This window comes from Sorangium sp. So ce204 (assembly GCF_051526795.1).
GTDB lineage: Bacteria > Myxococcota_A > Polyangia > Polyangiales > Polyangiaceae > Sorangium > Sorangium cellulosum_B.
The window spans coordinates 7,831,349-7,851,800 of sequence record NZ_CP150317.1 but is presented as its reverse complement, the minus strand read 5'-3'; the positions used below and the strand labels follow the sequence as shown (position 1 = coordinate 7,851,800).

At 72.8% G+C, this 20,452-nt stretch carries 13 protein-coding genes; 8 read left to right on the top strand and 5 right to left on the bottom strand.

Annotation, left to right across the window (positions count from 1 at the left end; genetic code table 11):
• Positions 1-18: 18 nt before the first annotated feature.
• A complete protein-coding gene (gene yddG / locus WMF22_RS29150) occupies positions 19-1,014 on the top strand; it encodes an aromatic amino acid exporter YddG (protein ID WP_438031895.1) in 996 nt (331 codons plus the stop codon).
• 43 nt (positions 1,015-1,057) lie between these two features.
• On the opposite strand, the gene WMF22_RS29145 is transcribed toward yddG, so the two are convergent.
• Positions 1,058-2,464: a serine/threonine protein kinase gene (locus tag WMF22_RS29145; protein ID WP_438031894.1), complete on the bottom strand. Its 1,407-nt coding sequence runs from the start codon at positions 2,462-2,464 to the stop codon at positions 1,058-1,060.
• 130 nt (positions 2,465-2,594) lie between these two features.
• On the opposite strand from WMF22_RS29145, the gene WMF22_RS29140 reads away from it, so the two are divergent.
• On the top strand, positions 2,595-3,533 hold the full coding sequence (locus WMF22_RS29140) for a hypothetical protein (RefSeq protein WP_438031893.1): 939 nt from the start codon (positions 2,595-2,597) through the stop codon (positions 3,531-3,533).
• A gap of 7 nt (positions 3,534-3,540) precedes the next feature.
• Positions 3,541-7,548, top strand: a complete 4,008-nt coding sequence (locus WMF22_RS29135) for a serine/threonine-protein kinase (protein ID WP_438031892.1) — start codon at positions 3,541-3,543, stop codon at positions 7,546-7,548.
• Between the two features lie 2 nt (positions 7,549-7,550).
• On the opposite strand, the gene WMF22_RS29130 is transcribed toward WMF22_RS29135, so the two are convergent.
• Positions 7,551-9,614, bottom strand: coding sequence for a hypothetical protein (locus WMF22_RS29130; RefSeq protein WP_438031891.1), 2,064 nt, complete (start codon positions 9,612-9,614; stop codon positions 7,551-7,553).
• A 445-nt stretch (positions 9,615-10,059) separates the two neighbouring features.
• Between WMF22_RS29130 and WMF22_RS29125 the strand changes: the two genes are divergently transcribed.
• From WMF22_RS29125 to WMF22_RS29105, 5 genes are all read left to right on the top strand, one after another.
• Entirely contained in the window at positions 10,060-10,794 is a 735-nt protein-coding gene (locus tag WMF22_RS29125) for an alpha/beta fold hydrolase (protein WP_438031890.1), read from the top strand.
• A gap of 117 nt (positions 10,795-10,911) precedes the next feature.
• Positions 10,912-12,420, top strand: coding sequence for an NfeD family protein (locus WMF22_RS29120; RefSeq protein ID WP_438031889.1), 1,509 nt, complete (start codon positions 10,912-10,914; stop codon positions 12,418-12,420).
• On the top strand, positions 12,417-12,890 hold the full coding sequence (locus tag WMF22_RS29115; protein ID WP_437293276.1) for an NfeD family protein: 474 nt from the start codon (positions 12,417-12,419) through the stop codon (positions 12,888-12,890). The genes WMF22_RS29120 and WMF22_RS29115 overlap by 4 nt, the downstream gene beginning before the upstream one ends.
• Before the next feature lie 50 nt (positions 12,891-12,940).
• A complete protein-coding gene (gene floA / locus WMF22_RS29110) occupies positions 12,941-13,933 on the top strand; it encodes a flotillin-like protein FloA (RefSeq protein ID WP_438031888.1) in 993 nt (330 codons plus the stop codon).
• Positions 13,934-14,113: 180 nt separating this feature from the next.
• A complete protein-coding gene (locus WMF22_RS29105; RefSeq protein ID WP_438031887.1) occupies positions 14,114-15,772 on the top strand; it encodes a hypothetical protein in 1,659 nt (552 codons plus the stop codon).
• A 359-nt stretch (positions 15,773-16,131) separates the two neighbouring features.
• Here WMF22_RS29105 and WMF22_RS29100 read toward each other — a convergent pair whose 3' ends face one another.
• The 3 genes from WMF22_RS29100 to WMF22_RS29090 all read right to left on the bottom strand — a co-directional run bounded on the left by WMF22_RS29100 (position 16,132) and on the right by WMF22_RS29090 (position 20,250).
• On the bottom strand, positions 16,132-17,028 hold the full coding sequence (locus tag WMF22_RS29100; RefSeq protein ID WP_437293273.1) for a fatty acid desaturase: 897 nt from the start codon (positions 17,026-17,028) through the stop codon (positions 16,132-16,134).
• 737 nt (positions 17,029-17,765) lie between these two features.
• Positions 17,766-18,776, bottom strand: a complete 1,011-nt coding sequence (locus tag WMF22_RS29095) for an FAD-dependent oxidoreductase (protein WP_438031886.1) — start codon at positions 18,774-18,776, stop codon at positions 17,766-17,768.
• Between the two features lie 112 nt (positions 18,777-18,888).
• Positions 18,889-20,250, bottom strand: a complete 1,362-nt coding sequence (locus WMF22_RS29090) for a formylglycine-generating enzyme family protein (RefSeq protein WP_438031885.1) — start codon at positions 20,248-20,250, stop codon at positions 18,889-18,891.
• Positions 20,251-20,452 lie beyond the last annotated feature (202 nt).

Here is a 20,452-nt window from a genome sequence, read left to right as displayed (position 1 = left end):
CGCGCCATGCTCGGCGCCATGTCGGACACGACGCACGGCGACGCCCTGTCGGACGCGGTGATGGCTGCGACGCCAGCGGCGCGCCCCTCGCGGCGAGCCGCCACCCTGGCGGGCGTCGCGGCGATCGGGCTCTGGGGCAGCCTCGCCCTGCTCTCGACCGCGGTGCGCCGGTTGCCGCCGCTCCAGGTGCTCTCGTCGACGTTCGCTCTCGCGGCGCTCCTCGGCGCGGCGCGGCTCGCCCGGCGCGGCGGGGGCGGCCTCGGCGCGCTGCGCCAGCCGCTCGGCAGCTGGATCCTCGGCGTGGGCGGCCTGTTCGGCTATCACGCCCTCTATTTCTATGCGCTCTCCGCCGCGCCGCCCGTGCAGGTCAGCGTCATCTCATACCTGTGGCCGCTGCTCATCGTCCTGCTCTCGGCGGCGCTCCCCGGCGGGCGCCTGCGCGGCGGGCACGTGGTCGGGGCGCTGCTCGGGCTCGCGGGCGTCTGGACGCTCGTCGCCGGCGGGGACGCCGTCCGCCTGAGCGCCGCACACATGCCCGGTTACCTGGCCGCGCTCGGCTGCGCGCTCCTCTGGTCGACGTACTCGGTGCTCCAGCGCCGCTTCGCCGAGGTCCCTGCCGACGCCATCGCAGGCTCCTGCGCCGCGACGGCCGCCCTGGGCCTGGCCGGGCACCTCGCGTTCGAGCGCACGGTCGTGCCGACGGCCGGAGAGGCGCTCGGCCTGCTCGCGCTCGGGCTCGGCCCCGTGGGGGTCGCGTTCTTCGCGTGGGATCACGCGACGAAGCACGGCGACGTGCCGCAGCTCGGGGTGCTGTCCTACGGCGCGCCGATCCTCTCGACGCTGCTGCTCTGCGTCGCCGGCCACGCCGAGGCGAGCGCCCAGCTGCTCGCGGCCTGCGCGCTCGTGGCCGTCGGCGGCCTCGTGTCGACCGCGCCCGCGGCGAACGTCAGCGCCGGCACCCGCGGGCTGTCGACGTTCGCGCGCTGGATCACCCGCCCTCGATCGCGGCGCTGACGCGCCCGCGATCGAGGGCGCTCTCTTTCGTCGCGGCTCGTGGCTACGTGCGGCGTGTGGGGGTCGGCTCGTCGTCCAGCAGGCCCGCGTTCGCGCTCGGCGTCACGAACACCCCCTGCACGTCGTCGGCCGGAGCCCAGTGCCCCGCGCACATGAGCGCGCCCCCGGTGATCTCGGGCTGCGGCGAGAGGTGGGCCTGCACGTCGTCCGCGTGCACGCACACGTTGACGTGCAGGCGCGGGTCCGCTTCCGGTCGCTGGGTCAGCGCCCGGTGCACGGTGGTCGCGAGCTCGATCGCCGCGCGCCGCTCCCGCAGCGCCTCGGCTGCGTTTGCCGGGAGGAGGCGAACGCCGAGCACCTCGTTGCCGGTGATCGACGCGAGGATGAAGCCTGCGCGCGAGAGCTGCGACTCGGCGATGTCGAGCACCCGACCGATGTCGAAGGTCAGCGCGTCGTCCAGCTCGCCGGCGTCGCCGCGGGTCCGGACCTCCAGGTAGACCGCCACCGCGGGGTGCGTCGGGTCGGGCCCGCTCGGCATGCCCGACGCGGGCCCGCCGATGGCGTCCCTGAGGGCGCGCATCAGCTCCTCGACCGAGCCAAAGCGCCGCTCCCGCCGCTTCTCCATGCACCGCAGCACCACCGCGTCGAGCTCGATGGGCAGCGGGACCCGCAGGCTCGGGGGCAGCGGCTGCTCCTCCAGGTGCTTCCGCACCATCTCGTCCATGTCGTGTGTGTGGAACGGTAACCGGCCCACCAGCATACGATGAAGGAGGACGCCAAGCGCATAGACGTCCACCCGCGCATCGATAGGACCGCCGAGGATCTGCTCTGGAGCCATGATGGATGGCGTCCCGGGCATACGTCCGGCGGTGGTGAGCCATGTCGACCCCTCCTCGGGCGCCATCATCTTTGCGATACCGAAATCGAGCAGCTTCACGGTACGTGGCGGGCTCGAGCAGATGAAGATGTTGCTCGCCTTCACATCCCTGTGAACGATGCCCGCTGTGTGCGCGGCTGCTAGCGCTGCGCACACAGGCTCCATCAGCTCCAGGGTCTCGCGCGGCGTGAGCCGCGTCTGGGACCGGATCAGCGCGTCGAGAGTCTGGCCATCGAGGCGCTCCATGACATAGAATGGCTGATAGTTGTTCAGCTCACCTACCGCATAGATTTCCACGATGTTCGGGTGGGATATCGACCGCAGCACCTCGATCTCGCGTGCGAACCGATCGACAACGCGGCGAGAGTGCGCCACCGCCTCGCTCAGCACCTTGACCGCGGCGGGCCTGCCCGATCGGACGTGCCTCGCCCCGTAGACCACACCGCAGCCGCCACGCGCGATGAATCCTTCGAGGATGTACTCGCCCGCCAGGGTGCCCGGCGGGAACTCGCCGCGCGCGGACGACCTCTCGAAATCCGAAAACGGCCTGGTCTCGTCCTCTTCGTCGCTCATCTGCTCCTCCGCGCCGTGCGTCGCGATGCGTCGCGGCGCGTTACAGCTCTGCTGCCAGCGAGCGCTCTGGATCGAACGCATCCTTTACTAAAGCGCTATGCAGAAGCATTTCGAAATGGTAACTTAAACTTTGCGGCTACTCGACCTTAAACGCCAAATCGCGGCGATGAAAAGGGGGACCATCATGGTTCTTTGCTGTTCACGAAGTGTCGCGGTCTTCGCATTACCTCTGCTTACCGCTGCCTGCATCGGCGCCGAGATCGACGAGCAGGCGGAGGAGCTCGTCGGGGAAGCCGAGAGCGAGCTCGTTGCCAACAACGGCTACCTCTGGAACGGGTTGACCCCAAACGGCCTGACCCCGAACGGCCTGACCCCGAACGGCCTGACCCCGAACGCGCTGAACCCGACCGCGCTGAACCCGACCGCGCTGGCGACCATCAAGAGTCCGGGAACGAACGGCGCCCTGGCGCGGGAGCTCATGCGCTATATCGTGAGCTGTTCTCTGCGCCCCGACCAGACGTTCGCGTTCTCATGGACCGACAGCAGCGGGGTCGCCCACCCGGAGTTGTACCGCGGCGATCTCGGCTACGCGCACTGGTGGGCGACCAGCCCCATCAGTAACGATACATATGTCCAGCATCAGATCTCGGCCTGCATCGCCGCGCGGGTAAACTGGTACGGTGTTTCGGTGAACATCTCCCTTCGAAACAACGAGCTGACGTCGACTTGGGCGGAGCGCGCGGCCTATCCGGTGAGAGAGGGCGCGTTCTGGGGCAACCTGTTCGCCGCGACGCCCTACCTGGGCGCCTGCTACGATTCGGTGGGCTACGTTCGTGCGCGACAGGTGCAACGCGACTGCGCGGCCGGCCACGTCGAGACCGACCCTACCACCGGGGAAGTCACCTGGCAGCAGTGCGGATCCATGGTGATCTGGGGCTCGTGCAATCAGCTGTGCAACGGGGTCGACACCAACGCCGGCTTCTTCAGGGGGTGCATCACGAACTATTTCGTCAGCCCTTATGTGCGCACGGACCAGGTGGTGACCACGTTCTTGACGCCCGCCCCCTAGGAGCGGAATGCGCTCGGAAGCCCTGCGAGACGAGGAGCCTGAACGCGCGACCCGGGAAGGGGGGCGCTGTCCGGCTTGCGGGCGGCGGAATCAGGGCGCGTGCCCCGAGTGCGCGCAGTCCGCTCGGACGCCGTCCGGCCAGTCGTCGATTCCTCCGGAGATCACGGAGGTCGTCCCCGTCGCTTTGCCTCGTTTCCCCGGCTACTGGACCCGCAGGACGCTGGGGCAGGGCGGCTTCGGGCTCGTCTTCGAGGCCGAGCCGGAGGGCGGCGGCGCGCGCGTGGCCATCAAGCTCGCGCGCGCCGATCGCCGCGGCGCAGGCCAGCGCCTCCGGGATGAGGTCGAGGCGCTCTCGGCCATCGGCGCCCCCCACGTGCCGGCCGTGCACGCGTGGGGGGCGCTGGACGACGGCTCGCCCTACGCGGTGATCGAGCACATCGCCGCGCCCACGCTCGCCTCCCGCCTCGCGGCGCGCCCTGCTCCGCGGATCGAGGAGGCCGCCCGGCTCGGGCTCGCGACGCTCGCGACCCTCGAGGCCGTGCACGCGCGCGGCTACGTGCACTGCGACGTCAAGCCCGAGAACATCCTCGTCGACGAGGCGAAGGCGACACTCATCGACCTCGGCATCGCCCGCGTCGTGGGGTGGCGCTACGACGGGCAGGACGAGGACCTCGCCGTGGGGACGGCCGAGTACATGGCGCCGGAGCAGTCGGCCGGGTGGCCCGATCTCGACGCGCGCGCCGACATCTACGCGATGGGCGTCATCCTGTACGAGCTCTTCGCGGGCAGGCCCCCGTTCTGGGGGCCGCGCGCGGCGGTGCTGGAGGACCACCGGAGCCGCAGACCGCCGCGCCTGTCGGCCAGCGCGGCCGTGCCGCAGGCGGTCGAGGAGGTGGTGCACCGCTGCCTCGCCAAGGAACGGAGCGAGCGGTTCGCGAGCGCGAGCGAGCTCCGCGTGGCGCTGGAGCGCGCGCTCCGGGACGAGGTCGCGGCGAGCGTGCGGGAGGGGTCGCGCTCCGGGGCCGGCATCGAGCGCCGCGTGATGGGGCTCCTGTTCTTCGAGAGCGCGGCCGATCGCATCGCGGTGCAGCGCAGGCTCCTGGCGCTCGGCGGCGAGCTCGCGCACGCCTCCGGCGCTCGTTACGTGGGCGTCTTCGGCCAGGAGGGGACGGCGAGCCCCGCGCGCCGCGCGCAGCGGGCGGCCGACGAGCTCCTGCGACGCGGGCTGTGCACGCGGGTCCTCATCGATCTTGCGCCCGTGTCGATCCAGGCGCGCCCGGACGGGACGCGGCGGTTCCTGAGCCCGCTCTTCTCGCGCGCCGAGCGGTGGCCGTCCGCCGCCGGGCCGCTGGGGCCTTTCCTCACGCCCGAGGCGTCGGCCGCGCTCCCGGAGCCGTCGCACCCCACAGCGGGCGACGAGCTCCCGCCGGGCATCGAGGAGCAGTCGCGGGACGCGACGCGCCCCGGCGGGTTCGTCGGCCGTCGCGACATCCTCGAGCAGCTCTTGCAGAGCGCCGAGGAGGCGCTCTGCATGAAGAAGCCCACGGTCGTCTCGGTGACCGGCGGGCCCGGTCACGGGAAGAGCCGCCTCTTCGTCGAGCTCGGCAAGCAGCTCCGCGAGCGCCTGCCGCACGCCCGGATCATCGAGCTGCGCGGGCAAGAGCCCACGAGCGGCGCGTCGGACGCGACGCTCCACGAGCTCGTGCGCAAGGCGCTCTGCGTGCCCGAGCAGCCCCCGGAGAGCGGCGTCCGCGGGGCGCTCCCGGAGTCGCTCGGTGCCGTGCTCGGCGAGGAGCTCCGCTTGGGGCTGGCGATGGCGCTCGGATGGGTGGACGAGCAGACGGGCGTCGACATCTTCCCCGAGCTCGAGGCGCTCCGGGCCGCGCCCGGCGCGCTTCGCTCGGCGCGCGTGCGGGCGGCGGGCGAGTGCCTGCGCCAGTGCGCGGCCGCGTCGCCCGTGATCCTCCTCCTCGACGATGCGCACTTCGCCCACGACGCGACGCTCGCCGCGATCGAGTACGCGGCGCTCGCGGACGAGGCCACACCGCTGTGGATCTGCGCGATGGGGCGCCCGGCGTTCGCCGAGGCGCACCCCTCCTGGGGCGAGCGCGCCGCGCGACACGAGGCCCTGCGGCTCGAGCCGCTGGACGACGAGAGCGCGCGGGCGCTGTGCAGGCGGCTGCTCCTGCCCGCGCGGGACGTGCCGGAGCCGGCGATCGATCGCCTGCTCGAGCGCTCGCAGCGGGTGCCGCTCTTGCTCGTGGAGCTCGTGCACGGGCTCAAGCGCGAGGGGATCCTGCGCCGGCACCTGCGGGGTGACGCGTGGTATCTGGCGACCGACGAGCTCGAGCGCCTCCCTGTGCTGCCGTCGCTCGATCCGCTGGCGCACGCGGAGATCGCTGCGCTCGGGCCGGCGCTCGGGGCGCACGCGCGGCTCGTCTCGCTGCTCGGCGCAGAGGTGTCGATCGACGAGATCGCGGGCGTGCTGCGCCAGCTGGATCTCCGCGGCGACGGCGCGGCCTTCCCGCTCGATGCGCGCGTCGGGACCGAGCGGTTGCTGAAGGTGGGCGTGCTGGTCGGCGATCGGAAAGATCGGCTGCGCTTCCGGCACGCGCTGGTGCGGGAGGCGGTGGCGCAGGACGTCGCCGAGGCCGAGCGGCGGCGGATCCACCTGGCAGCGTACGAGCACCACCGCGAGGCGGCCCACGAGGGCCGGGAGCAGCGGCGGCTCAGGATCGCGCACCACGCGGCCGAGGCGGGGCTCGCGACGGTCGCGGAGGACGCCTACCTGGAGCTCGCCGAGCGGTCGCGGGCGCGGCACGCCTACGTGGAGGCGGAGCTCTACTACAGCCGGGCGCTCGCGCAGCCTGTCGAGGCGCCCGGGGTGCGGCGGAGGAAGGCGTACCGGGGCCGGGGGCTGATGCGCTACCGCCTGGGCCGCTACCACGACGCGCTCGGCGATCTCGATCGCGCGCGCACGATGGCGACCCTGGAGGGCGACGTGATCGAGCAGATCGAGATCCTGCTCGACGAGGCCACGGCGCTCGACTGGATGGACGACTACGGTCGATCGAAGCAGCGCGTGGAGGGGGCGGGGGCGCTCGCGCGCGGCGATCTGCCGCCCGCGCTGGCGGCGCGGCTCTCGATGGGGGTGGCGCGCTCGCTGCACCGTGAGAGCCGGGAGGAGGAGTCGGCGCAACAGTTCGAGCGCGCGGCGGCGCAGGCAGAGGGGCTGGGCGACGAGGGCTACGAGACGCTCGTCGTGTCGCTGCTCCTCCTGGGCGCCATCTACCCGGGGCTGGGAAAGCTGGACGAGGCAGGCGCCGCGCTGGATCGGGCGATCCACATGTGCGAGGAGCGCGGCGATCTCCTGCACCTCGGGCCGGCGTTCAACGGCCGGGCGCTGCTCAGAGCCTGCCAGGGGGACACCGAGGGGATGATCGCGGATCTGTGCCGCCTGCTCACCATCTCGCGCCAGCTGGGCCTCGGGATGCTGGAGCTCGTGAGCGAGTTCAACCTGGGCGAGTATCTCTACCTGATGGGCGCCCTGGACGCGGCCACGCCCCACGTGGAGCGGACCGTGGCGCTCGAGCGCCAGCAGCGCGGGGAGGACGCGCGGCCGGTGGTGCGTCTGCTCCTGGCGAGGGTGCTCCTCTACCGCGGCGAGGAGAGCAGGGCGCGCGAGCTCATCGAGGCGATCCGGGCTCAGCAGGCGAAGGCCGCGGCGGCGGGGCGCGAGGACATGGCGATGGCCCCCGCGGAAGAGGTGCACTGGTCGATGATCGACCTGGCGACGCGGGAGGCGAGCGCCGAGGAGTGGGACGAGCTGGAGGCGCGGTCTGCCCGGTTCTCCGTGGGGCAGGAGCGGATCGAGGTCATCGAGGCGCGGGCGCGCGCGCTGTCTCGGCGAGGCCGTCACGCGGAGGCGAGCGCGGCGCTCGCGAGGGCGATCGAGGCAGCAGGGAGCATCCCCAACATGATGCGGGCGCGGCTCGAGCGGCAGCGAGGGAGCTAGCCTCACCGCGGGACAGCGGCCGCGGCGCGGCGCGGTGGGTCCTCGCGGTGGGAGACGCCCGTGACGGCGCCCTTGGCGCCCGCGTGCGCAGCGAGGTCGCCCGTCGCGTCGAACAGGGCGAGCGCCCTCGAATAATCGAGCGCCGCCCCGGCGGTGTCGCCCCGCTCGCAGCGCAGATCGGCGCGCGCGTGGAGCACCGCGGCCTGGCCCGCGCTGTCCCCGAGCTCCTCGAAGAGCCGCAGCGCGTCCTCGTAGTCGCGCTGCGCGCCCGGGAGCGCGCCCCGCTGGCGGCGCAGGTCGCCGCGGGCCTTGAGCGCGGCGGCCTCGCCTCGGCGATCTCCGCTGTCCCGGTACAGCAGGATCGCATTGCCATAGTCGCGCGTCGCGAGCGCCGTCTGCCGCTCTCGCAGGCGCAGGTCGCCGCGGGCCTGCCACGTGCGCGCGTGGGTCTGCTCGCACCCGAGCGCCCGGAGGAGATCGGGCTGCGGGAGCACCTCGCGCGCGGCGCGGGCGCGTGAGCTCCCCCCGCGACGCTCATCGCGGCTGCTCGGCGGGGGCGAGCGCAGCTGGCTGAGGACGCGCTCCTCCACGCCCTCGAGGATGTAGAGCGCGCGGTCGTAGGCGCGCGCGGCGCCCGCGAGGTCCCCCTCCCTGAAGCACAGATCGCCCTGCGCCTTCAGCACGTTGGCCTCGCCCAGGCGATCGCGGCAAGCCCTGAGGAGCGTGAGCGCGCACCCGTAGTCGCTCGCCGCCCCCGCCAGCTCGTCCTGGTCGAGCCGGAGGTTGCCGCGCGCGAGCAACCCCATCGCCTCTCCGGCCCGGTCGGACGCCGCCTTGAACAGCGACAGCGCCCGCTCATGATCGCGCGAGGCGGCCGCGAGGTCCCCCTGCCGCCGGTGCACGTCGCCGCGGAGCAGGAGCGCCGTCGCCTGGCCACGCCCGTGCATGGCCGCCTCGAACCCGGCGAGCGCTTCGCCGTAGTCCGCCACGGCGGCCTCGAGCGCGCCCTCGGCGAGGCGCCGGTTGCCGCGCGCGAGCAGCTCCTTTGCGCTGCGGAAGACCTCGTCGTCGGCCGGCGGCGAGCTCCGCGCCGCCGCGCGCTGCGCGTTCGCGCGCACCGCCTTGCGGAGGGCGTCGCGGTGACCCGGGCGGCCGCGCTCGCGGGCGGCCGGCGTCGCGCGGAGCGTCCCGAAGGTGCCGCGCCGCTTGCTCGCGAGCTCGGCGCGACGCGCGCTCTCGAGCGCCGCGAGCGCGCGCTCGCGCAGCTCGGGGAGCGCGCCGCCCGAGAGCCGCGCCGCCTCGTCGAGCAAGCGCTGCTGGAGCTCGGCCGGGAGCCCGAGATCGACCACCGTGCAGGCGTCGACGAGCGCCCGCGCCAGCACCTCGGCGCCGCGCTCGCCGTCCCGGAACGGCGCGAGGTCGAGGGCCGCGAAGAGCTCGCAGGCGACGCGCCGGCGCGACGCCGCCTCCGGCCGCCCCTCGGCCGCGGCCGTCCAGAAGAGCAGCGCCTGCATCGCGTCCGCCGAGCCCCGGTGGAGCGCGTCCCAGCGCCTCGCGTCGGCCGCCGCGTCCTCGCGGGCCGCGGCGCGCACGGGGGGCGTCATCGTGAAGGTCTGCGGCCCCTGCTCGAGCGACACCACCCGCCCATGCACGAGCAGCTGGAGCGGCCGCGCGGCGGAGGGCGCCGGCTTCCCCGCCGCGGCGGCGACCACCTCCAGCGGAATGCCCGCCGCAGGCAGCACGGCGAGCGCATGCACCACCCGGCGCGCCTCCTCGCCGAGCGACTCCAGCGCGTCGCCGAGCACCAGACCCAGGATCTCCCCCTCGGGTCCCCCCGGGTCCAGCTGCGCCGCGTTCTTCCGCAAATACGCCTCGACCGACATTCCCGTCCGCCGCAGCGTGGCCGCGGCGATCTCGATCGCGGCTGGCAGATACCCGAGCGCAGCGACGAGCGCATAGGCCCACTGGACCTCCGCTGCGGGCGGCGCGTCCGTCCCCCATGCACCCTGGGAGAGGACGGACATCGCAGCGGATACGGAGAGCGCCGAGACGCTGAGCTCGGCCATCTTCCGATCTCCGGACGTGGAGCGGAACCTCAACATATCGCCTCTGTCATTCCAGAAGAGCTGGTTGTCCGAGCAGGCGCCGTCCGGCTCTCGGCCCGCGGCGACATGCCAGCTGGCCCCCAATCAGCCTGGAGATTGATGTCTCGAAGCCTGTGTCGAGGAGCTTAGCGCGGCGCGCGACAGGCTCAACGGCCTTCCAGGTTTTCATGCGATCCCCGCGGCGGATTCGCGGCGAACCAGCCCGCGCTGGCACGCGTCCGGCAACGGCTCGCCGATCATGGGAAAGCGCGTTCGACGAAGCGGAACGACGGGATCCTGCGCCGGACGCTCGCTCCTTTTCGCCGGCTCGTATGTCCCCCGGTCGGGTCGAGGAGAGAAGATCCTGCCCATCTCCGCGGGCCCCGCGGCGAGGCGGAGGGCTCGGGCGGAAGGCTGTGGGCGTGAGATGCGGGTCGGAGGCGAGATCCTTTATGTGACCGAGACGGGCACCGGCGAGCCCGCGGTGCTTCTGCCCAGCATGCTGATCGACGGCGCGACCTACCAGCCAGCGGTCGAGGCGATGGCGCGCCACGCGCGGGTGCTCGTCCTGGAGCTGCCCGGCTCGGGCCGCGCCTCGCGGCTCCGCGCGCCGTGGACCCTGGAGCGGTATGCGCGCTGCGTCGCCGAGGCCTTGCGGGCTTTGCGCCTCGAGCGCGTCACGCTGATCGGCCACTCGCTGTCTGGCGCCGTGGCGCTGATCGTCGCGGCGCTCCACCCCGAGCGGCTAACCGGGGTCGTGCTCGTCGATTCCATCGGATTCAACCCGCAGGGCTCGGTCCTCTCGCTCGTCCTCGCCCGCGCGGCCGAGTCGCTGCTCGAGCCTCGCTTCGTCGCGCGGGGGACGCCTGCGCTCCTCCACAACCTGCTCTTCCACGCGCGGAGCGCGCTGAGCCTGCTGCGGATCGCCGCGACCGCGGACCTGAGCGGCCATGCGGCGCGGGTGCGCGTGAGGACGCTGCTCGCCTGGGGCGCGCGCGATCTCACGGTGCCGATCCGCTCGGCCCTCGCCATCCAACGCTTGATCCCCGACTCGACCCTTGTCGTCTCCTCGAAGGGAAGCCACGACTGGATCGTGGAGCGACCAGCCGAGTTCGCGGGCGCGGTGGCGAGGTTCATGGCGGGCAGCGGCGGAGCAGCCTGAGCAGGGGGGTATCGTGGAGCGCCGCCATGCGCTACCCTTGGCGAGGCGGTCTTCGGCGTGAACCTCAGGGAGCATGGCGCGCGGCGCGAGCCGAGCCGCCATGGCAGGGAGCGGGGCTTGACTGGTTTGTTGCGCCTGCTGGAACAGGCCGCGAGGTGGGGGCGGCGCGCGGCCTCGCTCCTCGCGCTCCTCGCGACGATTGCGCTGTGCCTCCCTGCCCGCGGCGAGGCGGCGGCGCCCGCCGCGGTCCCGGGCGGCGCGGCCGGAGCCCCCGCGCCGCCGGGCCCGCGGCCGCTCCCGCCGATCCCCGGCGCGGGGAAGGTCACCGTGGTCGCGATCTCCGGGACGATCGATCTCGGCCTCTCGCCCTTCCTGGAGCGCGTCGTCGCCGCCCAGCAGGAGGGCGACCTCCTCGTGCTCGACATCAGCACGCTCGGCGGCCGCATCGACGCTGCGCTCGCCATCCGGGACGCGCTGCTCCGGGCGCGCGTCCGCACGGTGTGCTGGGTCAACCCGCGCGCGATCTCGGCCGGAGCGCTCATCTCGCTCGCCTGCGACGTCATCGCGGTCGCCCCCGGCGCCACCCTCGGCGCGGCGACGCCCGTGCAGATCGGCGAGGGCGGCGAGATGAAGCCTGTCGCCGAGAAGGTCGTTTCCTACATGCGGAAGGAGATGCGCGCGACCGCGGAGGCGAAGGGGCGGCGCGGCGACATCGCCGAGGCCATGGTCGACGCCGACGTGGAGGTCCCCGGCCTCGACGAGAAGGGGAAGCTGCTCACGCTGGACGGCGCGCAGGCGCTCGCGTGGGGCGTCGCCGAGGTGCAGGCCGGCAGCGAGGCAGACCTCTTCGGCGCCCTGGGCCGCCCCCAGCCCGCGGAGATCCTCCGCCCGCGCCCCAGCTTCGCCGAGGAGCTCGCGCGCTTCCTCTCGGATCCCACGCTCTCCGGGATCCTCATGACCCTCGGGATGCTCGGTATCCTCCTCGAGCTCTACGCGCCGGGCCACGGCGTCCCGCTCGCCGTCGGGCTCTCGTGCCTCGCGCTGTTCTTCTTCGGGCACCACGTCGTGAAGCTCGCCGGCTGGGAGGAGCTCGCGCTCTTCGCGGTCGGCGCGATCCTCATCGCGGTGGAGATCCTGGTCCCGGGGCACATCGTCCCCGGGGTCGCGGGCGCGGCGTGCGTGGCGAGCGCCCTCCTCCTTTCGCTCCTCGATCTCGAGCGCGTGCCGGTCGACGTCGCCTGGCACGCCGGCTGGCTGCCGCGCGCCCTCGCCTCGGTGTGCGGCTCGCTCGCTGCGACGGCGGCGCTCGCCGTGGGCGCCGCCCGCGTCGCGCCGAGGACGCGCTTCGGGCGGCGGTTCGTTCTGGACGCGGCGATCCGCGGCGTCGCCGTCGGAGGACCTCCCGAGGGCTCCGCGGCGCCCGCGTCGCTGGTGGACCGGCTCGGCACGGCCGCGACCGATCTGCGCCCCTCGGGCAAGGTCGCGCTCGACGGCCGCCGCGTGGAGGCGCTCTCGGAGCTCGGCTACGTCGAGGCCGGCGCCCGCGTGCGGGTGGTCCGCGCGGAGGGGGGCCGGGTCGTCGTGAGGGCGGTCGCGCGCAGCGCGGACGAGGAGCGCGGAGCGTGACGCCCGCGCTGCTCGTCGTCGCGCTGCTCGTGGTGGGGCTCGTGCTGCTCGCCATCGAGGTGCTGGTCATCCCCGGCGTCGGCCTCGTCGGGCTCCTCGGCGGCGCCGCCGTGCTCGGCGCGGTCGCGCTCGCATGGGCGGCCCTCGGGATCGGCTATGGCCTGCTCGCCCTGGGCGCCGGCGTCTGCGTGACGGGGCTCCTGTTCTGGGCTGTCCCGAGGACGCCGGTGGGCCGCAAGATGGTGCTGCTCGAGACCCAGCGGAGCGGGCGTGGCCCGGACGCGCGGCTCGCCGCGCTGGCCGGCAAGGAGGGCAGGGCGCTCACGCCGCTCCGCCCCGCCGGCACGGTCGAGATCGAGGATCGCGCGGTCGATGTCGTGACCGACGGCCTCTACGTGGAGGCTGGCACGCCTGTGCGGGTCGCGAGCGTGGAGGGGAATCGGGTCGTCGTCGAGCCGCGCAAGCCCTAGGGAGCGCGCGAGAGGCGGCCCTTCACGGACAGGGACGGGTGGAGAGGGATATGGAGATCATCTCGGTCATCGTGATCGGCGGGCTCGTGCTCGTCGCCATCGTCGCGACGCTGTACATGGTGCCGCTCCGGCTGTGGGTCGCCGCGCAGGCGTCGGGCGCCGGGGTCTCGATGCTCACGCTCATCGCGATGCGCCTGCGCCGGGTGCCGCCCGATCAGATCGTCAACGCGCGGATCAGCGCCGTGAAGGCCGGTCTCGAGGGGGTGTCCGTCGACATGCTCGAGGCCCACTACCTGGCCCGCGGCCGGGTGGAGGCGGTCGTCAACGCGCTCATCTCGGCCGGCAAGGCGGGGATGGAGCTCGATTTCTCGCGCGCGGCCGCGATCGATCTCGCCGGCCGCAACGTGCTCGAGGCGGTGGCGATGTCGGTGAACCCGCGCGTCATCGAGACCCCGAAGGTCTCGGCCGTGGCCAAGGACGGCATCCAGCTCCTCGCGATCGCGCGCGTGACCGTGCGCGCCAACATCGATCGCCTCGTCGGCGGCGCGGGCGAGCAGACGGTGCTGGCCCGCGTCGGAGAGGGCGTCGTCTCGACCATCGGCTCGGCCGACGACTACAAACACGTCCTCGAGAACCCGGATACCATCTCGAAGAACGTGCTCAAGAAGGGCCTCGACGCGGGGACGGCGTTCGAGATCCTCTCCATCGACATCGCCGACGTCGACGTCGGCTCCAACATCGGCGCGAAGCTCCAGACGGAGCAGGCCGAGGCGGACAAGCAGGTGGCGCAGGCCAAGGCGGAGTCGCGCCGCGCGCTGGCGGTCGCGCAGGAGCAGGAGATGAAGGCCAAGACGCAGGAGATGCGGGCGAAGCTCGTCGAGGCGGAGTCGACGATCCCGCTCGCCGTCGCGGAGGCGCTCCGCACGGGCAAGCTCGGCGTCATGGACTACTACAACATGCGCAACGTCATCGCCGACACCGAGATGCGCCAGGGCATCGCCGGCACCACGGGGGGCAAGCCCGATCCCGTCGGGGAGTCGTGAGGTGCCGCCGCGCGACCCACCGAGCCCGCTCCTCGCGTGGCTCGGCCGCCGCGACGCGCTCGTGCGGCGCTTCGTCCTGGCCGAGGTGCTCGGCCCGCCCCGGGCGCTGTCGCCGCGCGCTGCGCGGCCGGAGAGCCGCGCGGCCGGAGAGCCGCGCCCCGACGACGCTGGAGGGGCGCCATGCGTGACATCGACCTCGAGAAATACGTCGGCGTCCTCATCGGAGTGATCTGGGCGATCGTCAAGCTCGCGAGCCTGTACGGGAACCTGCAAGCCAGGCGCGCCGAGCGCGCTGCGCGTGCCGCCGCGCGGCCCGGCGGCGAGGACGCCCCGCGGCGCGAACCAGCGCTCGTCGACGTCGCGCGGGGGAGCGATACGGGGCTCGTCGATGTCGCGCCGTCGAGCGCTGCGCCGTGGGCGGGGATGCCGTTCGGCGCCCCGCGCGCGCCCGACGCCGACCGGCTGCGCGTGGTGCTCCTGCGGCTCGCCGAGATCGAGCAGAGCGCCGCGGCGCTCGGCGACGTGGTGCGTCACGAACGGGCGAACCGGCGCTTCACGGACGTGCTCGTCGGGGCCGTCCCGCACGAGATCGGGAGCCTGCGCGCCGCGGTCGACGCGGGCCTCACGGCGCGCGAGGCGGAGGCCGCGGCGGACACCATCGAGCTCGTCGTGGGCGAGATCGCGGTGCTCGTGCGGCAGCGCCGCGACCCGTCGCTCCTGCCCGATCTCGGCGACGCGGACGCCCTCGCCGACGCCTGCTACGCCCCCGTGATCGCGTTCGCGCGGGCGGAGGGGCTGCCGCTCCGGAGCGGAGCGCCGGCCACGCAGCTCACGGAGTTCGATCTCGCGATCTGGACTGGCTTCATCCCGACGTCGATCGCGCCCATCTTCCTCCCTGTCGACTTCTTCTCGACCCCGCTGCGCTGGCCCGCGCTCGCGCACGAGATAGGGCACGATTTCCTGGCCTCGGTCGACGGCCTCGAGCCGGCCCTGCGCCGCGAGCTCGGCCTGGGGGGCGAGCGGGCGCGCCCGCTCGCGCCGGACGGCGATCGCATCGGGGCTCCCGCGCTCAGGCGGGTGTTCGGCGTGTGGTTCGAGGAGATCTTCTGTGACGTCTTCGGCACGCTCATGTTCGGCCCCGCCTACGTGCTCACGATGAGCGAGCTGTTCTTCCAGGAGGACGAGCCGTACGCGTCCATCGCCGTCCAGACGGACGTGACCGGCGCGCGTTATGACGATCATCCTCCGCCGCACCTGCGCGTGCTCATCGGGTGCATGGTCCTCGAGCGGGGCGGGCTCAACGAGGACGCGCGCGCCCTGCGGGAGGCGTGGGCGCGCTGCCACGCCGAGGTGAGCCTCGATGACCTGCTCCTGCCCGTGAAGGGCGCCTGGCGACCGGTCCCGCTGGCGCCCTTCGCCGCCATGGCCGCGTGGATCGTGGAGCGCCTCTATGCCGGCCCGCTCACCGCCCTGTCCGGCTTCGGTCTGCAGGACATCAGCGGGCTCGACTACGGCCCGCACGAGCGCCAGGAGGCGTCGCGCGCGCGCGACGCGCTGCTCGCCGGCCGGGTCCCCGCCGTCCTCGACGCCCGGGCGCTCCTCGCGGGCGCGGTCCTGGCGGCGCACCAGGCGCCCGCGCAGTCGCTGTCGATCCTCCTCAGGGCGCGCGCCGCGATCCCGGCGCTCGGCACGAGCGAGCGACGGCCCGACGCGTTCGGGCCGCGCCTCGACGCGTCCAGCGTCGCGCTGGACCGCCGCGCCGTGGCGGAGGCCCTGCTCTTCCGAGAGGTCCTGCTGCCGCCGCGAGCGCTCCGCGCCCGCCGCCGCGCCCGCCTCTGAGCGGCGGTCACCCGCTTCGGATACGGGCCCACCTCGGCGTTTTCGGTGCTCAGCGCACTGGAGTGCGCTTGCGCGCCGAAAACGCCGATCTGGGCCCGTCTCCTGTGCGGGTGACCGCCGCTCTGCGACGGCGTACCCAAGGCGGGTCAGTGCGCTTGCGCGCCGAAAACGCCGATCTGGGCCCGTCTCCTGTGCGGGTGACCGCCGCTCTGCGACGGCGTACCCAAGGCGGGTCAGTGCGCTTGCGCGCCGAAGACGCCGAGGTGGGCCCGTATCCGAAGCGGGTGACCGCCGCTCTGCTGCGGCTCGGGATGGGGCAGAGGGGGCGGAGACCGCCGTGGAGCGGGGCGCCGCTCGGATCAGATGGCGTCGAGCTCGGCCGCGCCCTGCGTGGGGTGAGCCGTCTGGATCGTGGGCGCCCGCGGCGCAACGAGGCTGCCCGCCGCGATCAGGGGCAGCGACGCCCGCGGCGGGGGGATGCTCTCCGAGCGGAGCTTCATGAGCTCCTCGCGCTGGTGCTTCCACACGGTCCGGTAGCGGAAGAACGGCACGGCCGGGTAGAGGTGGTGGATCAGGTGATACGTCTGCCCGAAGAGCAGCACGTTGAACAGCGCGCTGTCGACCGCGCGCGTCGCGCTGTACCGGTCCTGCGTCGCCGTGATCTCGTGGGGGTAGTGAGGCAGGTAGTCGAAGGCGAACGCGAGGAAGAAGATCGCCAGCCGCGCCGGCAAGATCCAGTAGAGGAGCGCGAGCTCGCCATAGCCGAGCCCGAAGGCCAGCGCCACGAGCGCGAGCATGGCCGCGAGCGACGCGACCGTCTCGATCCGCTCCGCGCGCTTCTGCGCGTGGTAGGAGCGCAAAAATAGATAGTAGTAGTGGAGATCCTGTGTCGCCCAGCGGAGCGGCAGGAGGTACCACGGGCCGCGCCCACTCCAGTGGTCGGGATCCCGGTCCGCCTCGTTCGTGTGTTTGTGATGCTCGAGGTGGAAGTGACGCACCGCCACGAACGGCGCCCCGAGCAGCAGCCCGGACAGCCGCCCGATCACGCCGTTCAGCAGCGCGGAGCGCGCCAGCGACCGATGCGAGGCCTCGTGCATCGGCGTGAAGGCGGCATACGCGGCGACCGCCGCTGCGAGCACGGCCGGAACGGTCGACACCGAGCCCGCGATGCCCGCGTAGACGGCCGTCGCCCAGAGGGCGTACGACCCGGCGAAGAGCGCCACCGTCGGCCACTCGATCGTCCGGGTCTGCAGCAAGCCGCTGTCGAGCGGCAGGACGCTCCAGAGGGCCGGCCGCCCGGAAGGTCTCCCCGACGGCCTGCTCCCGGGCCGCCCTGACGGCCTGCCTAAGGGTCTCCCCGACGGCCTGCCCGAGGGGCGGCTCGGACAACTCTCGTCGTCGTTCCTCGTGAAACTCCAGACGGCTGGCCGCCCCGATGGCCGACTGAGTCGATTCTCGTCGTTGTTCATGGCGCTCAAAACTCCCGGGGAAGCTTCGGATCTTCACGTTGGTGACAGCGAACGGCGGACACCGGATCAAGCGCAAACGAACGTTCGACCACTCGGGACCGCGTTCCAGGGATGGCACCGAGAGGTCGTCAGGGGTTAGCGACCTCCAAGGCGAGGCCGTCCACGGCCATTCCCTCGGACGAACAAAGGGGCGCCATGGGCGGTCCCACTGCGAGAGAAGGCGGTAAACGCTCGCAGACGAGCACGAATTCAATCTAGCAGCCTAGCAACAGGAGCACAACGGGACTTTCGGAGCGTTGCGTCGGGCTTTCTGGTTGGCTGGATTCCAGAGGCAGCGTCGTTTGTTTCGGTTCGTGGTGGTCGCGTGGGTTGCGTCGGTTGCGTCGGTTGCGTCGGTTGCGACGCTTACGACGGTTGCGACGCTTACGACGGTTACGACCGTTGAGACCGTTGCGATGGACGCAACCGTTGCGTCGGTTTGCGACGACTTGCGCGCGTCAAAACAGTGCGCTCGGCACATTCCGCTAGACATGGCCGTGTGTCGACGCGTTGCCGTCCCGCAGCATTGCGCTCACCTCGTGGGCACAACCCCATGCCAGCGTGTATCCCGAACCGCCGTGGCCGTAGTTGTGGATCACACGGCCTTCTCGCTCGACCCGCACGGTGCTCCGGTAAGGGCGCAGCCCGGCGCGTGAGCGGAGCGAGCGGCCCGGCTTGAGCCCGGCCGCGCGCACCCGCTGGAGCATTGCGTCAGCAAGCTCGGGATCAGGCGTCAGCGGGCGATCATCGGGCGACGGGATGAAACAACCGCCAATCACGATCTCGCGACGCCTTGGGATGACATAGACGAGCGCCAATTCGTCCCTTTCATCACCCAGTGCGACATCTGGGGGGATCTCGCCTGGTTCGACGATCGCCACCTGGCCGTACACGCCGATGAGCTCGCCATCGCCGGTGAGCGCGCGCGCCCCGAGCCCGGTGCAATTCACGATGCAGTCGCCCTCGACCTCGGCGAGCGATCGCACGTGCTCGGTGCGCACTGGACAGTCGAGCTGCGCCTCCAGCCAGGGCAGGTGCAACGATGGCTCGATGCGCGGCGCCGTGAATCGCAGGCTGTACGGCGCGCCCAGCGGGTGGGGTCCAGGCTCGAGCGCGAGGTCCGGGACGCTCGGAGCCCACCACGGCAGGCGCGTGTCGTCCGCCGCCTCGCGCGCGGTCAGGAGATCCACGCCCGCCTCCGGGTGTTCGTTCGCGATGCGCGTGAGTTCATCGAGGCTCCTCGAGGACCACGCGTTGACGCGCTCGGGCGGGTTCGCCAGGAATGGGTGCCACAGCGCCGCCGCGACCGCGGACGTCGTGCGCTCGCCGCGCGCCGCTGCGATCACCTGCACCCGGTGGCCGTCGCGCTGGAGGACGACCGCCGTGGTCAACCCGATCACCCCTGCGCCCACGACGGTGATCTGCTGCCCTTGAGCCTGGCCCCGCGATGACGCCACGATCGCGCGCTCTAGCACGCCGCGCCTCAGCGTCGACATCGCACACAACGCCCGGCGTCGAATCCGGTCGTGTAGACGTTCCGCGACGTCCCGCGACGTCCCGCGACGTCCGATCCGCGACGGTTTCCGCCCACCGCAGCTACATGCCGCTCTAGATGTCTCGCGCGCAGCGGGCGCCGATGTTGTTTACGCGGTCGATGGGATAACTGAAGTCGCGGTTGCCTGCGCGCACGTCCGTCGCCGGCGCGCGGTAGCTCCCGCCGCGGGTGACCCGCGTCGCGTCGCGATCGCCGTCCACGCGATGCACGCAGTCGATGCACGGCGTGGGGAGCGCATCCCGCCACCAGTCCATCGTCCACTCCCAGAGATTCCCGGCCAGATCCGAGTGCCCCCATCGCCCGTCGCCACGCGGCTTCGACCCGACCGGCAGGATGTCGCTCAGCGCGCAAGCCCCCGCGGCGCTTCCATCCCCGGTGCAGTTGTAGGAGGCGCGATCGCCGTCGATCCCGGAGCCCCAGGGGTAAGGTCGATGCTCGTCGCCACCGGCAGCCGCATAGTTCCACTCCGCCTCGGAGGGCAGGCGGCCGCCGTCCCACGCGCAGAACGCGAACGCCTCGAACCAGGTGATGCAATTGATCGGCAGGTCCTCGTTCGACCCGGGGGCGTCGGTCCACGTCCAGAGGCGATCGCCATTGCACTGCAGCGCCGTCCGGAGCGCCGCGGTGTTCGGCGCGAGCCGCGAGCTCCACCCCGCGATCCATCCGCTGCCGCTGACGTGGGGGTGCCGGCCAGCCCCGATGGCCGGCGGGCTCTCCTGCACGCCCTGCCCGGCATCCACGAACGCTCGGAATCGCCCCACCGTGATCTCGTACCTGTCCAGGCGGAAGTCGCTGACGGCCGCGGGGAACGCGTCGTCCGTGCTCGGCGTCCCGTCGTAGCCCCTCAGGAAAGTGCCGCAGGGGACCATCCTGTTGCCGCAGCAGCTCGCGTCGCCCGGCCCGCAGCTTTCCCCGGCGCCCGGCCCGCCCCCCGCGCAGCTCGGGGGCATGACCATCACGTCCGTCGATCCGCACGTGTTCGGGCAACCCGGCTCCCCGCACTCGCATTGCATGCCGCCCGCGCACGTCACGCAGTCCCCGGTGCCATCACACGCCGCGCTGCCGTCTGCCCCGCAGGGGGTCCGCTCCGGCCTCGGCCGCTCCGCACACCCACCCTCGCTGCACACCGCTTCCATGCAGGCGCTCTGCGCAGGCGGGCAGTCCTCCACCGGGTCGACGCAGCCATCCGTCGCACCGCCGCTGCTGCTGCTGCTGCTGCTGGCGCCGCCGCCGCTGCTGCTGCTGCCGAGGCCGCTGCTGGTGGTGGTGGCGTCACTGCTGCTTGCGGTGGCGCTGCTGCCGCCGCCGGCCCCGCTTCCACCGCTCCCGACGTCGTGGTCACCAGAAAAATCACGCACCTTCGGGCTGCAACCCGAGACGAGAGAGGTGGCCACGATGAGCGCCAATTTTCTCATGTACGGCATCATACGCGACCGGGCGCACCCCCGTCGCGGTGGATGCCGTAGCGGCCCGGAGCGTTGCTGCGCCCGACCTGCGCCGGGCGCCGAGGCGCGCCGGGGGCCGGGGCGGTGGCCACCGTTCCACCGGCGGCGGCCGCCGCGCTGCGGGCGCTGTGTCCTCGTCCGCGCCTCGCCTGCGTGGCTCGGCGGCTGGACG